The organism is Streptomyces cahuitamycinicus (assembly GCF_002891435.1).
Taxonomy (GTDB): Bacteria; Actinomycetota; Actinomycetes; order Streptomycetales; family Streptomycetaceae; genus Streptomyces; species Streptomyces cahuitamycinicus.
Window position 1 is genome coordinate 1 of the sequence record NZ_POUC01000207.1, and the last position, 13,657, is coordinate 13,657.

Sequence of the window (13,657 nt, forward strand, 5' to 3'; positions counted from 1 at the left end):
CTGTGGCACGTGTTCTACGAGGACTGGCAGATGGAGTGCTGCGGCACGCCCTTCGCGGTGGGCGACGAGGTCAGCTGGCCGCTGCTGCTCCTGGACCCCGACACCGTGCTGGGCGGCGGCTGGCACGACCAGCTCACCGAGGTCGCCGGGCCCGTGGAAGAGGTGGGCGGGGTGCGGATGGTGCGGGAGGAGACGGGCCTCGCGGTGGCCCTGGGGGCGGCTCCGGACGCCGAGGAGGACCGGCGCCCGGAGCCGGGAGGCCGGATGCGGTCCGCCGGGCTGCTGTCCGTCGAGCGGCACGGCGCGCGGTGGCCCGAGGCCGGCGGGCCGGTGCGGGCCGTGCAGGTGCTGACCCAGGCCTGGACCGAGACCGCGCCCGGATCGCGCTCCTACGAGCCGGTGGCGGCGGAGCGCCGGCTGCGGGCGGTGGACCGGTGCCCCAAGTGGTTCAAGGAGACCGAGGCGGAACGGGCGGCCGACGGGCGGTGGCGGCGCTCGCGCGAGTCGGGCGTGGTGGTGACCCTGGAGGTGCCGGGCACGGACTCCCGGCTCTCCCACGCCGTCCGTGAGGCCCGGGGCATCCTCCGGCAGGGGGCCGAGCCGGGCGCGGAGACCCGGGGCATCCCGGCGGCGGATCTGGCGGTTCTGCTGGAGAGCCTGAGCACCCCGCGGCGACGAGGCCGGTACGGCACCGCCGGATGGCCGACGGGCCCGGGGCCCGTCGCGCGACGCGGAGCGGACGAAGGTCCGTGACGAGTCCCTGCTCCCCAACCGTGGTCCCGCTCGGGACCCGCCGCCCCGACCGGGCCCGCCAGCCGCCTCGGCCGACCGCACCGGGTGCCGCCGACAGCCCCGGCGCCGCCGTGCCCGCCTCTGGCGTCCCGGTCGCCGTGCCCGGTGCCGCCCGGTGGCTCTGGCGCCGTCGTGTCGGCCTTCGGGTGCCGGGCCGGTCGTGGCGGGTGCCGCTCGATGGCCTCCGGGGGGTGCGTGCCGGGCTCCGGGTCCCGGTCGGCGTGCCCGGTGTCGCTCGGTGGCTTTGGCACCGTCGTGCCGGGCTTCGGGCGTCCCGGTCGGGCGTGCCCGGTGTTGACCGGTGGCTCTGGTGGCCTCGTCGGTGTCCGGGCGCCCCGGGCGGTCGTGTGGCGCCGCCGATGACCCCGACACCCTCGTGCCGACCCGTCCACGGCCCGCCGCGCCGTCAACCGCCGTGACCCGCCCCCGTATCACCGGAGACAATGAGCCCGTGCACTACCGCATCCTCGGCACCACGCAGGCGCTCCGCAGTGACGGGTCGGTCGTTCCGGTCGGCGGGGCGCGGCTGCGTGCGTTGCTGACCGTGCTCGCGCTGCGGGCCGGACGGACCGTGCCCGCGGGGCTGCTCGTCGACGAGGTGTGGGGCGGGCAGCCACCCGTCGACGCGCCGGGGGCGCTGCAGGCGCTGGTCGGACGGCTGCGGCGGGCGCTCGGGGCGGACGCGGTCGCCTCCGTCGAGGGCGGGTACCGGCTCACGGCCGCGCCCGACGCCGTCGACCTGCACCGGTTCGAGCGGCTGGCCGGTGAGGGACTGCGGGCGCTGGCCGACGGCGACCCCGCGAAGGCCGCCGTGGTCCTTGACGACGCCCTCGCCCTGTGGCGCGGCCCCGCTCTCGCCGACCTGCCCGACCGCACCGCCGAGGCGGCCCGCCGGGACACCCGCCGCCTGGACGCGCTCCGGGCCCGCCACTCCGCCGCCCTCGCCCTGGGCCACGCCGCGCAGTCCCTGCCGGAGCTGACCGCCCTGTGCGACAGCCACCCCTTCGACGAGCCTCTTCAGGTCCTGCGTCTGCGGGCCCTGCGAGACGTCGGCCGGGCGGCGGAGGCGCTGGAGGCCTACGACGACGTCCGGCGGTCGCTCGCCGACCGCCTCGGCGCCGACCCGGGGCCGGAACTGCGTGCCCTGCACGCTGAGTTGCTCCGGCTGGGGGACACAACCGCACCCGCGCCGACGGAGGGGGCGCCGCCCCGGCCCGCCGGCAATCTCCGTGCCCGCCTCACCTCCTTCATCGGCCGGGAGACCGACATCGAGACGATCCGCGGGGATCTCGCTCAGGCCCGGCTGGTCACCCTGCTCGGCCCCGGTGGAGCCGGGAAGACCCGGCTGTCGCAGGAGACCGCGGAGACCGTGCGCGAGTCAATGCCCGGCGGCGTGTGGCTGGCCGAACTCGCCCCCGTGGACGACCCGGACGCCGTACCGGAGGCCGTGCTCACCGCCGTCGGCGCCCGAGAGACCGTGCTGTACGGTGCCGGCGCCGAGGGCATCCGCGCCGCCGTCGCCGACCGGATCGACGACCCCGTCGAGCGGCTCGCCGAGCACTGTTCCCGGCCCCGCATGCTGCTGATCCTCGACAACTGCGAGCACGTCGCCGACGCCGCCGCCCGGCTCACCGAGGAGTTGTTGGCGCGCTGCCCGCACCTCACCGTCCTGGCCACCAGCCGTGAACCCCTCGGCGTCCCGGGCGAGTTGCTGCGGCCGGTGGAGCCGCTGCCCGAGCCGGTCGCGCTGCGGCTGCTGGCCGACCGGGGCGCGGCGGCCCGGCCCGGTTTCCGGATCGAGGACGACCCGGGGGCGTGCGCCGAGATCTGCCGCCGCCTCGACGGCCTGCCGCTGGCCATCGAACTGGCCGCCGCCCGGCTGCGGATGCTCACACCCCGCCAGATCGCCGACCGGCTGGACGACCGCTTCCGTCTCCTCACCTCCGGCAGCCGTACCGTCCTGCCCCGCCAGCAGACTCTCAGAGCGGTCGTCGACTGGTCCTGGGACCTGCTCGACGAGGAGGAGCGTGACGTCCTGCGCCGGCTGTCGGTGTTCGCCGGCGGCTGCGACCTGCCGGCCGCCGAGGCGGTGTGCGGTCCGGCCGCCCTGGAGGCGCTCGGTTCCCTCGTCGACCGCTCCCTGGTCGTGGCCGCCCCGCCCGGCTCCTCGGCCGACGGGGAGATGCGCTACCGCCTCCTGGAGACGGTCGCCGAGTACGCCGCCGAGCGGCTGGACGAGTCCGGGCGGCGGCCCGAAGCCGAGCGGGCGCATCTGGCGTACTTCCGTGAACTGGCCCGCGTCACCGACCCGTTACTGCGCGGCCCCGACCAACTCGAGGCCATCCAGCGGCTGGAGCGCGAGTACGAGAACCTGCGTACCGCGCTGCGGCACGCCGTCGCCCTGCGCGACGAGCAGGAGGCGCTGTGCCTGGCGCTGTCCCTCGTCTGGTACTGGCAGATGCGCGACCTGCGCATCGAGGCGCGCAACTGGTGCCGCGAGGCCATGGCGCTCGGCCCCGACCCCTTCACCGAGCCCGTCCGCCCCGCCACCGCGGTGTGGCAGCGCTGTACCGACGCCCCGCCCCCGATGACCGGCGAGGTCCTGTGGGAGGCCCGGCGCGGTATTCACCTCGCCCATCTGGCCTGCATGGACACCGAGCTGGACGCCTGGCAGAACCCGGAGTCCCAGCGGAAGCTGCGCGCCATCGCCGGGACCTACGAGCCCGGTCTGCCGCAGAACTGCCGGCTCCCCGGCCTGCTCTGGTTCTTCGCCGTGATGCTGACCGGGGAGATGGACCGGCTGCGCGTCATCATCGACGCGTCCATCCGCACCTGCCGGCAGACCCCGGGATTCGACTGGGAACTCGCCTCCGGCCTCCAGATGCGGGCCAACTTCCTCGCCAACCGCACCGACTGGGCGGGCGACGCCGCCCGCGACGCCGACGAGGCACTGGAGATCTTCCGCCGCCTCGGCGACGACTGGGGCACTGCCGAGGCCCTCTCCGCACGCGCCGAGGCCCATGAGCGCCAGGGTGACTACACCCCGGCCGCCGCCGACTACGAAGCGGCCATCGGGCACGCCGAACGCCTCGGCGCCCGTGCCCAGTCGGCGGTCCTGCGCGCCCGGCTGGGCAACGCGCTGCTGGAGGCGGGCGAGGACGAACGCGGCGAACGGCTGCTGCGCGAGGTGATCGCCCAGCACGAGGACGCACACAGCGAGGCCATGCCCGCCGCCCGCCTCTTCCTGGCCGGCCGGCTGGGCATGACGGACCGCGTCCCCGAGGCACGCGAGCACCTGAGGCGGCTGCGCCAGGACTTCCGCATCGCCCACTTCATCGTCTTCGACGCGTACATCCTCGGCGCGGAGGCGTGGCTGGACGCCACGGAGGGGCGGTTCGAGGAGTGCCTGCGCCGGATCCGCAAGGGGATGCAGCGGGCCGCCGACCCGCTGTCCGAGGCCATCACGCCCCATTTGCGTTCGGGATACCTGATCATCGGTGCTCGGGCCCTGGCCGGCATGGACGGCGGAGGGCGCGCCGCGGACGCGGCCCGTTGCCTGGGCGCCTTCGACGCCGCGCTGCCGCCCGGTCACCATGCCCAGCGGCAGGAGCGCGAGACCCGCGAGTGGACGGAGCGGCAGGTCCGGGCACGGCTCGGCGACCTGGCGTTCGAGACCGCCTACACCGAAGGCGGCAGCCTCTCCCCCGAGGAGGCCGCCGCCCTGCTCTGACGCGGACCGGTCCCGCCGTCAGCTCTTGGTCCGGAACTTGTGGATCGCGACCGGCGCCATCACGGCCGTGATCGCCACCGACCAGCCGAGCGTCACCCACAGGTCGTGCGCGACCGGCCCGCCCACCATCAGTCCGCGTGCGGCGTCCGCGAGGGTCGACAGCGGGTTGTAGTCGGTGAACGCCTGCAGCCAGCCCGGCATCGACGTGGTCGGCGCGAAGATCGACGAGCCGAACTGCAGCGGGAACAGCACCAGGAAGCCCATCGCCTGCACGGACTGCGCGTTCTTCAGCATCACGCCCAGGGTGAGGAACACCCACATGATCGACGAGGCGAACGCCGTGGACAGGGCCACGGTCGCGAACAGCCCCGGCCAATTGGTGATCTCGAACCCTACCGAGACGGCCACGATCATCAGCACCGCGGTCGCGAACAGCATCCGCAGCAGCTCCACCGAGATCTTCGCGAACAGCACCGAACCGCGTCCGATCGGCAGCGACCGGAAACGGTCCATGACACCGGAGTTGAAGTCCTGGCTGAAGCCCGTGCCGACGCCCTGGGACAGCGTCATGCTCATCATCGCGATCATGCCCGGGATCACGTACTGCACGTACCGGTCCTGCCCGCCGCCCAGCGCCTGCCCGATCGAGCCGCCGAAGACGAACACGAACAGCAGGGTGAAGATGACCGGCATCAGCAGCGCGTCGGCCATCGACTCCGGGTCCTTGCGGATCCACAGCAGGTTGCGGCGGATCAGGGCGCCGGTGTGGCGCAGATGGCCGCGCAGCGTGATACGGGCGTCCGCGGCGGCGTCGTTGACGGTGACGGCGCTCATACGGCGGCCTCCTGAAGGTCTTCGGCGGGCATGGCGTCCTGCGGGGCACTGGCCCGATGGCCGGTGAGGGAGAGGAACACCTCGTCCAGACTGGGCAGTTCGGTGGTGATGGCGGAGAGCGTGATGCCGCGCGCGGTGACCGCGCCCACCACGGCCGTCAGCTGCTCGTCGCTGAGGATCGGCACGAGGACGTCACCCCGGTCGGTGTCGACGGTCGTGGTGGCGAGCCCGGTGATCCCCAGCTCGTCCAGTGCGCCGGCGAGGGGCCGCAGGTGGACCGGATCGGCCGGGCGGATCCGCAGCGCGCGGCCGCCGACCTTCGCCTTCAGCTCCTCGATCGCGCCCCCCGCGATGACCTGGCCGCGGTCGACGACCGTCAGCTCGGAGGCGAGCTGCTCGGCCTCCTCCATGTACTGGGTGGTGAGCAGCACGGTGACCCCGTCGCCGACCATGCGCTTCACCTCGTCCCACACCTCGTTGCGGGTGCGGGGGTCGAGGCCGGTGGTCGGCTCGTCGAGGAAGAGCACGGCCGGCCGGCCGATCATCGACGCGGCCAGGTCCAGCCGCCGCCGCATGCCCCCGGAGTACGTGGCCGCCGGCCGCTTGGCGGCCTCGGTCAGCGAGAAGCGCTCCAGCAGCCCGTCGGCACGGGTACGGGCCTCCTTGCGGGGCAGATCGAGCAGCCGCCCGATCATGTACAGGTTCTCCCAGCCGGAGAGCTTCTCGTCCACGGAGGCGTACTGGCCGGTGAGCCCTATCACCCGCCGCAGCTGCCGCGGCTGCCGTGCGACGTCGTACCCGGCCACGGTGGCCTGCCCCGAGTCGGCCTGCAGCAGGGTGGAAAGGATCCGCACCAGGGTGGTCTTCCCGGCCCCGTTCGGCCCGAGCACTCCCATCACGGTGCCCTCCCGCACCTCCAGGTCGACCCCGTCCAGTGCCTTGGTCTCCCCGTAGTGCTTCACCAGCCCCCGCACGGTGACAGCGGCGCCGCTGGTCTGTGTGTCGATTCGCGTCATGACACAGACGGTCCCAGGGCCCACCGACAAACCACCGACAAGCTACCGACACCTCAACGACGACCACCGCGACCATCAATCGACGACCACCGCGACCATCAAGCGACGACCACCGCGACCATCAAACGACAACCACCGCGACCATCAAACGACAACCACCGCAACCATCAATTGAGGAACCACGACGGCGAGCAACCACCTCCGCGAAAGCGGCGCCGGTTTAGGCGCAAAAGGCGGAACGGCCCGCCGACGGGGGACGATCGGCGGGCCGTCCGTGGTGGTGCGGCAGTGGTCCTAGTGGACGGAGTTCTCCTCCTGCGGGAACGTCCCACCGACGACCTCGTCGGCGAACGCCTTCACCGCGTCGCCCATGACCTCGCGCAGGTTCGCGTACTGCTTCACGAACTTCGGCACCCGCCCGCCGGTCAGACCCAGCATGTCGGTCCACACCAGCACCTGCGCGTCGGTCTCGGGGCCCGCCCCGATCCCGACGGTCGGGATGTGCAGCACGCGCGTCACCTCGGCGGCCAGCTCCGCGGGAACCAGCTCCAGCACCACCGCGAACGCGCCCGCGTCCTGCACTGCCTTCGCGTCCCGCAGCAGCTGCTGGGCGGCCTCCTCGCCGCGCCCCTGCACGCGGTAGCCCATCGCGTTGACCGACTGCGGGGTAAGGCCGATGTGCGCCATGACCGGGATGCCGGACTCGACGAGCAGCCGGATCTGTTCGTGCGACCGCTCGCCCCCCTCCAGCTTCACGGCCTGCACGCCCGCCTCCTTGACCAGCCGGGTCGCCGAGCGCAGCGCCTGCACCGGCCCCTCCTGGTAGGAGCCGAAGGGCAGGTCGCCGACGATCAGGGCGCGTGAGGTGCCCCGTACGACCGCCGCAGACAGCATCGTCATCTCGTCGAGGGTGACGGGCACGGTCGTCTCGTACCCGAGGTGGCAGTTGCCCGCCGAGTCGCCGACGAGCATCACCGGGATCCCGGCCTCGTCGAAGACGGAGGCGGTCATGGCGTCGTACGCGGTGAGCATCGGCCACTTCTCGCCGCGCTCCTTGGCCACGGCGATGTCGCGCACGGTGATACGGCGGGTGCCCTTGCCCCCGTAGAGCGCCCTGCCGCTGCCGGAGGGCTTCGTCTGGGCAGCCGGAAGCTGCGTCATTGCACGGCTCCTAACACGTCATCTCGAGGCGCCCTGACGGCGTCCCCGGACCACGTCCATGGTGGCACCTCGTGCCACCGAGGGCTAGGGGAGCCCCCGTGAGTTCCGCCCGCAGGGTCCGAAAGCACAAGTTGCGCAAGTTCCCGGTAAGAGTATTCCAATACGAGACGGTCTCGTATCGAAATGCTTCTAGGCTTGGCTGCATGACTACTCCTGCCGATCCGGCCGCCCCCACCGGCCCTCGCGTACCGGAAGCGGTGCACCGGCGCCGCTGGGCGATCCTCGGCGTGCTGATGCTGAGCCTGCTGATCGTCGTGCTCGACAACTCGATCCTGAACGTCGCCATCAAGACGATCTCCACCCCGGCCCCGACCGGCCTCGGCGCTACGCAGAGCGAGCTGGAGTGGGCCATCAACGCCTACACTCTCGTCTTCGCCGGCCTGCTGTTCACCGCCGGGCTGCTCGGCGACCGGCTGGGCCGCAAGAAGGTGCTGCTCGGCGGGCTCGCCGTGTTCGGCATCGGCTCGGCGCTGGCCGCGTTCTCCGGCTCGCCGGGCGAGCTGATCATCTTCCGGGCCGTGATGGGTCTGGGTGCCGCGTTCGTGATGCCCGCCACCCTCGCCGTCCTCATGAACGTCTTCGAGCGCGAGGAGCAGCCGAAGGCCATCGGCATCTGGGCGGGCGGCGTCGGTCTCGCCATCGCCATCGGCCCCATCACCGGCGGTGCGCTGCTCGACCACTTCTGGTGGGGCTCGGTCTTCCTCGTCAACGTACCGATCGTGCTGCTCGCGCTCGCGCTGATGCTCTGGCTGGTGCCCGACTCGCGCGACCCGCACCCCGGCCGGATCGACCCCGTCGGCGTCGTGCTGTCCGTCGTCGGACTGGTCCTGCTCGTCTACGGCATCATCGAGGGCGGCCAGCACGCCGACTTCACCGATGTGACGGTGCTGGCGGCCATCGGCGCCGGCCTCGCCGTGCTGGTCGTGTTCGTCGTGTTCGAGAAGCGCAGCGACCATCCGTCGATAGACGTCACGTACTTCAGGAACAAGGTCTTCTCGGCCGCGATCGCCGCCATCGCGCTGGTCTTCTTCGCACTGATGGGCGTGACCTTCTTCTCCGTCTTCTACACGCAGAGCGTGCGCGGCTACTCGCCGCTGCAGACCGGTCTGCTGATGCTGCCGCTCGCCGCCGCCCAGCTGATCTTCGCGCCGCGCGCCCGGCTGGCCGTCGACCGCTTCGGCAACAAGGTCACGACCACGGCCGGAATGCTCGTCATCGCCGCCATGCTGGCCGCCTTCGCCACCCTGGACGCCCGCACGCCCATCTGGATCCTGGAAGTGATCTTCTTCCTGATGGGCACCGGCATGGCGCACATCATGACGCCGGTCAGCGTCGTCATCATGCAGGCCCTGCCCCGCGAGAAGGCCGGCTCCGCCTCCGCGCTCAGCAACACCTTCCGGCAGGTCGGCGGCGCCCTGGGCGTCGCCGTCCTCGGTTCGGTGCTGTCCACGGCGTACCGCACGGGCATCGAGGGCAAGCTCGGCGCGCTGCCCCCGGCCCTGCGCCACACCGCGGGGGAGTCCATCGAGGCCACGCTCGGCGTCGCCGACGGGCTGGGCCGGCGGGGCGAGTCCCTCGTCGCCCCGGCCTACGACGCGTTCCTGCACGCGATGCACGTCACCGCCCTGTGGGGCGCGGGCATCGCCCTGATCGGCGCGGTCGTCGTGGCGCTGTTCCTGCCGGGCAGGCCGCGGTCGCCCCAGCGGACGCAGGGAGACAAGGAGTTGTCGCACACGGGTTCGTAGACCTGGGGGAGAATTCCCTCCTCATTCACTCCTCGCGCAGCCGGGAACGGTCTCCACCCCGCCAGGAAGGACACAGCGACGTGAGCCTCGCCGAACGGCACACCCCGCCCGACGGTCCCGCGAGGGGCCGCCCCAGAAGCGAGGCCGTCGAGCGCGCCATCATCGAGGGCGTGATGAGGCTCCTGGAGGAGGGCGTGCCCCTCGCGGAACTGTCCATCGAGCGCATCGCGCGCACCGCGGGCGTCGGCAAGGCCACCATCTACCGCCGCTGGAGCGGCAAGGAGGAACTCTTCGTCGACGTCGTACGCGCCGCCGAGCCCCCGGACCCGCCGCTCCCCGGCACCTCCATGCGCGACGACCTCGTGGTCCTGCTGGAACAGGTGCGCCGGCGCGGCCTGGCCAACCGCTCCTCGGCGATCCTGCACAGCGTGCAGGCCCAGATGAAGAGCAGCCCGAAACTCTGGGCGGCGTACCAAGCCACCGTCGTCGCCCCGCGCCGCCGGATCGGCCTGGAGGTCCTGCGCCGCGGCCAGGACAACGGCGAACTGCGCACGGACCTCGACCTCGAACTGCTGAACGACATATTCGTCGGCCCGATGCTCGTCCGCGCCGTGCTGCGCACCGACGCCGACCTCCCCGGCGACCTCGCCGAACAGGTCGTCGACACCCTCCTCGAAGGCCTACGCCCCGTCAGTTCCGAGCCTCACCGGCCCCGGTGAGTGTGCGCGTTTCGTCACAGACGGCGCTTTCGGCGGGCGGGTCCGGAACTTCCCTCGGGGACTCGAACGTCATCGCCCCCGTACGGCCGTCACAGGACGGCGGGAACGGAACGGATCATCCCCTAGGGTCGTAAGGACAGGGGGGCGATGGTGTGCACGGCAGGCAGTGAGGCGACGGTATGGCGCAGCAGCAGGCGTACATGACGGAGACGGACAACGGCGGCTCGGGTCCCGAGCACCAAGGAACCCGGCTTCGGCGCCTGTTCGACCGGCTGGCGGGTTCCTGGAGGGGCGACCCGAACATCTGGCGGCGCGGACTGGTCGTCGCCGCGTGCGCGGTCCTGCTGGCCCTGGTCATGGGGCTGCACTCGCGCATCCCGAACACGATCGGCAACCTGGGCAGCCTCACCGAGACGTTCCTGCCCTGGCTGGGGCTCCTCGTCCCGGTGCTGCTCGTCCTCGCCCTGGTCCGCAGGTCCGCGACCGCGCTGATCGCGCTGGTGCTGCCGTCCGTGGTCTGGCTGAACCTCTTCGGCGGCCAGCTCAGCGACAAGACCGCCACCGGCGGCGACCTCACGGTGGTCACGCACAACGTCAACGCCGACAACCCCGACCCGGCCGGCACCGCCCGTGACGTGGCCGCCTCCGGCGCGGACGTGCTGGCCCTGGAGGAGCTGACGCCGGACGAGGTCCCGACGTACGAGAAGGCGCTGTCGCCGGCGTACCGCTACCACTCGGTGCAGGGCACGGTCGGCGTGTGGAGCAAGTACCCGCTGAGCGGTGTGCGGGACGTCGACCTCGACATGGGCTGGACGCGCGCGATGCGCGCCACCGTGACCGCACCGTCCGGGCAGGTCGCGGTCTACGTCGCCCATCTGCCGTCGGTGCGCGTGAAGATGGAGGCCGGCTTCACGGCCCGCCAGCGCGACCGGAGCGCCGACTACCTCGGCGAGGCCATCGCCAACGAGCCGCTGAAGAACGTCGTCCTGCTCGGCGACCTGAACGGCACGATGAACGACCGCGCGCTCAACGCCGTCACCTCCCAGATGCGCTCCACGCAGGGCGCGGCCGGCGACGGCCTCGGCTTCAGCTGGCCCGCGTCGTTCCCGATGGCGCGCATCGACCAGATCATGGTGCGGGGCCTGAAGCCGGAGAGCTCGTGGACCCTCCCGCAGACGGGCAGCGACCATCTGCCGGTCGCGGCTCGTGTGAGGGTCACCACAAGCGGCACCTGAAAACCGCTGGTCAGGGCAGTTCCGACAGAAATTTGCACGCTCGGCGTCACCGGGCGGAATAGTGCGCCTGCGAGACTTTGTTCCGTACTTGAACATAAGTGTACGGATCTCCAAGCAAGTCTCGAAAGGCTCCTTCATGCCCCTGGCCCTGCTCGCCCTTGCCGTGGGCGCCTTCGGCATCGGTACGACCGAGTTCGTGATGATGGGGCTGCTGCCCGACGTCGCGGACGACCTGAACATCTCGATACCCAGCGCCGGCCATCTGGTGTCGGCGTACGCGCTGGGCGTCGTCATCGGCGCCCCGCTGCTGGCCGCGGTCACCGCGAAGATGTCCCGGCGCACGGTCCTGATCGGGCTGATGGGACTGTTCGTCGTGGGCAACGCCCTGTCGGCCCTCGCGCCCGACAACGGCTGGCTGCTGGCCGCCCGCTTCCTGAGCGGTCTGCCGCACGGCGCCTTCTTCGGTGTGGGCGCCGTCGTCGCGACGAACATGGTCGCCCCCGAACGCAAGGCCCGCTCGGTCTCGCTGATGTTCCTCGGCCTGACGGTCGCGAACGTCCTGGGCGTCCCGGTCGCCACCCTCATGGGGCAGAACCTCGGCTGGAGGGCGACCTTCCTCGGCGTCAGCGCCATCGGCCTGGCGGCGATCGCCGCGCTCGCGTTCCTCATCCCGCACGACCACGAGCACACCACCGCGAAGGGCCTGCGCGGCGAACTCGCCGCTCTGCGCTCCCTGCCGGTCTGGCTGTCGCTCGGCACGACCGTGGCGGGCTTCGGCGCCCTGTTCTCGGCCTACAGCTACATCACGCCGATGCTCACGGACGCCGCCGGCTTCGCCGACGCCAGCGTCACCCTGCTGCTGGCGCTGTTCGGCGTCGGCGCGACCGCCGGAAACCTGCTGGGCGGCCGACTGGCCGACCACTCGCTGCGCGGCACGCTGTTCGGCGGCCTCGCCTCGCTGGTGGCGGTCCTGGCGCTGTTCCCGCTGCTGATGCGCACGGAGCTCACGGCCGCCGCGGCCGTGATCCTGCTCGGCATGGCCGCCTTCGCCACCGGCTCCCCGCTCCAGCTGATGGTCATGGAGAAGGCCTCCTCGGCCCCGTCCCTGGCTTCCTCGGCCAACCAGGCCGCCTTCAACCTGGCCAACGCCGGCGGCGCCTGGATCGGCGGCCTCGCCCTGGCCGCGGGCTTCGGCGTCACCTCCCCGGCCCTGGCCGGTGTGGCCCTGGCCGTCCTCGGCCTGGCCGTGGCGTCACTGGCCTACGCGGTGGACCGGCGCCGAGCCCCGGTCGCCGGGCGCGAGCGGATCGTGGCGAGCCACGTCCCGCGGGAGGCGGAAGCGGTGCACCACTGACGGTTTTCCGGCGCGCGCGGTAGCTCAGGGGCCCCGGCCCCGTGAGCTGCCGTTCCGTCTACCGGGGCGCCTGGCGCCGCGCCGCGACGATCGCCGAACTGGCGGGCGTGGTGAGGACTTCGGTCGCGTCCAGGTCCGGATGGGTCAGATAGAACAGGCGCAGATCGTCCACCTCGCCATCGAACCGGGGCGGCCACTCGGCCGACGGTGTGAAGTCGTCCAGGACGAGGATCCCGCCGGGAGCGAGCAGTTCGACGACCCTGCCGGGATCGTCCCGCTTGCCGCCGCCGTCGCAGAAGAACACGTCGAAGGGCGCGTGCGGTTCGAGCAGCCGCCAGTCGCCGGTGAGGACGCTGACGCGGCTGTCACCGGCGAAGACCCCGGCCGCGCGACGGGCCAGCTCCTGGTCCCGCTCCACGGTGACGAGCCGCGCACCGACCCCGAGCCCGCTGTGCAGCCAGGCCGTCCCCACCCCCGAACCGGTGCCGCTCTCGGCTACGACCCCGCCGGGCTTGGCGGCTGCGACCGTCCTCAGCAGCATTCCTGCTTCGCGGATACAGCTCTTCTCGAACCGTTCCTAAACAGTGTCCAGGAGTGGCATTTGCTGCCAGCTCTTGGAGCTGCGCGCATCCCGAGCGGTGTTGGATGCGCTGGTCTCCCGCGTTCGCTGTGTCCCCGTCCGGCTGCGTGCATCGTGTGCACGCTCCGTGACGGGTGGGCGGGTTCCCTCACGTCCTCGTGTGCCTGGTCCGGCCTGGGCGGTCCGATGCCCCGCAGCATCGCTCTGGTGCTGCGGGGGCGGTGCCGTCCGTCGCCGGATCGGGTGCCCGAGGGCGCGTCGTCCGATCGCGATGCCGGCGGCATCGTGACGGGACATCTTGCGTTTCTTCGAGGTGAGGGGCTTCTTCCAGTGCTGGTCGCCCCACATCGACGTGTACGCCGGGTCCACGGCAACGATGGAGAGGCCGTGTTCGGACGCCATGGACACGAGCCGGGCCTTGAGCTTGCCGG

Annotated in this window: 10 protein-coding genes and 1 pseudogene; 6 read left to right on the forward strand and 5 right to left on the reverse strand. The window is 72.2% G+C overall.

All coding sequences use genetic code 11. From position 1 onward, the window contains the following. On the forward strand, positions 1-753 hold a 753-nt coding region (locus tag C1J00_RS25085; RefSeq protein WP_180989686.1), incomplete at its 5' end, for a DUF6578 domain-containing protein. A 490-nt stretch (positions 754-1,243) separates the two neighbouring features. After that, positions 1,244-4,522: an ATP-binding protein gene (locus tag C1J00_RS25090; RefSeq protein ID WP_245936494.1), complete on the forward strand. Its 3,279-nt coding sequence runs from the start codon at positions 1,244-1,246 to the stop codon at positions 4,520-4,522. Between the two features lie 18 nt (positions 4,523-4,540). Here C1J00_RS25090 and C1J00_RS25095 read toward each other — a convergent pair whose 3' ends face one another. From C1J00_RS25095 to panB, 3 genes are all read right to left on the reverse strand, one after another. Continuing rightward, positions 4,541-5,356, reverse strand: coding sequence for an ABC transporter permease (locus tag C1J00_RS25095; protein WP_102911315.1), 816 nt, complete (start codon positions 5,354-5,356; stop codon positions 4,541-4,543). Next, on the reverse strand, positions 5,353-6,372 hold the full coding sequence (locus tag C1J00_RS25100) for an ATP-binding cassette domain-containing protein (protein WP_180989687.1): 1,020 nt from the start codon (positions 6,370-6,372) through the stop codon (positions 5,353-5,355). The genes C1J00_RS25095 and C1J00_RS25100 overlap by 4 nt, the downstream gene beginning before the upstream one ends. Before the next feature lie 294 nt (positions 6,373-6,666). After that, entirely contained in the window at positions 6,667-7,533 is an 867-nt protein-coding gene (gene panB, locus C1J00_RS25105; RefSeq protein WP_102911317.1) for a 3-methyl-2-oxobutanoate hydroxymethyltransferase, read from the reverse strand. A 203-nt stretch (positions 7,534-7,736) separates the two neighbouring features. On the opposite strand from panB, the gene C1J00_RS25110 reads away from it, so the two are divergent. The 4 genes from C1J00_RS25110 to C1J00_RS25125 all read left to right on the forward strand — a co-directional run bounded on the left by C1J00_RS25110 (position 7,737) and on the right by C1J00_RS25125 (position 12,646). Next, complete coding sequence (locus C1J00_RS25110) at positions 7,737-9,338, forward strand: MFS transporter (RefSeq protein ID WP_102911318.1); 1,602 nt, start codon at positions 7,737-7,739, stop codon at positions 9,336-9,338. A gap of 80 nt (positions 9,339-9,418) precedes the next feature. Continuing rightward, complete coding sequence (locus C1J00_RS25115) at positions 9,419-10,057, forward strand: TetR/AcrR family transcriptional regulator (protein WP_102911319.1); 639 nt, start codon at positions 9,419-9,421, stop codon at positions 10,055-10,057. 179 nt (positions 10,058-10,236) lie between these two features. Continuing rightward, positions 10,237-11,292, forward strand: a complete 1,056-nt coding sequence (locus C1J00_RS25120; protein WP_102911320.1) for an endonuclease/exonuclease/phosphatase family protein — start codon at positions 10,237-10,239, stop codon at positions 11,290-11,292. A gap of 136 nt (positions 11,293-11,428) precedes the next feature. Next, entirely contained in the window at positions 11,429-12,646 is a 1,218-nt protein-coding gene (locus tag C1J00_RS25125; protein WP_102911321.1) for an MFS transporter, read from the forward strand. Positions 12,647-12,704: 58 nt separating this feature from the next. On the opposite strand, the gene C1J00_RS25130 is transcribed toward C1J00_RS25125, so the two are convergent. Both C1J00_RS25130 and C1J00_RS47005 read right to left on the reverse strand, forming a co-directional pair. Further along, a complete protein-coding gene (locus C1J00_RS25130) occupies positions 12,705-13,187 on the reverse strand; it encodes an O-methyltransferase (RefSeq protein WP_102911322.1) in 483 nt (160 codons plus the stop codon). Between the two features lie 36 nt (positions 13,188-13,223). Further along, a pseudogene (locus tag C1J00_RS47005) lies at positions 13,224-13,657 on the reverse strand (IS200/IS605 family accessory protein TnpB-related protein); the annotation flags it as partial.

Bases quoted from the DNA above. Each gene is read 5' to 3' on its own strand.
- C1J00_RS25095 (WP_102911315.1), bottom strand. From the start codon at position 5,356: ATGAGCGCCGTCACCGTCAACGACGCCGCCGCGGACGCCCGTATCACG.
- C1J00_RS25100 (WP_180989687.1), bottom strand. From the start codon at position 6,372: ATGACGCGAATCGACACACAGACCAGCGGCGCCGCTGTCACCGTGCGG.
- panB (WP_102911317.1), bottom strand. From the start codon at position 7,533: ATGACGCAGCTTCCGGCTGCCCAGACGAAGCCCTCCGGCAGCGGCAGG.
- C1J00_RS25110 (WP_102911318.1), top strand. From the start codon at position 7,737: ATGACTACTCCTGCCGATCCGGCCGCCCCCACCGGCCCTCGCGTACCG.
- C1J00_RS25120 (WP_102911320.1), top strand. From the start codon at position 10,237: ATGGCGCAGCAGCAGGCGTACATGACGGAGACGGACAACGGCGGCTCG.
- C1J00_RS25125 (WP_102911321.1), top strand. From the start codon at position 11,429: ATGCCCCTGGCCCTGCTCGCCCTTGCCGTGGGCGCCTTCGGCATCGGT.
- C1J00_RS25130 (WP_102911322.1), bottom strand. From the start codon at position 13,187: ATGCTGCTGAGGACGGTCGCAGCCGCCAAGCCCGGCGGGGTCGTAGCC.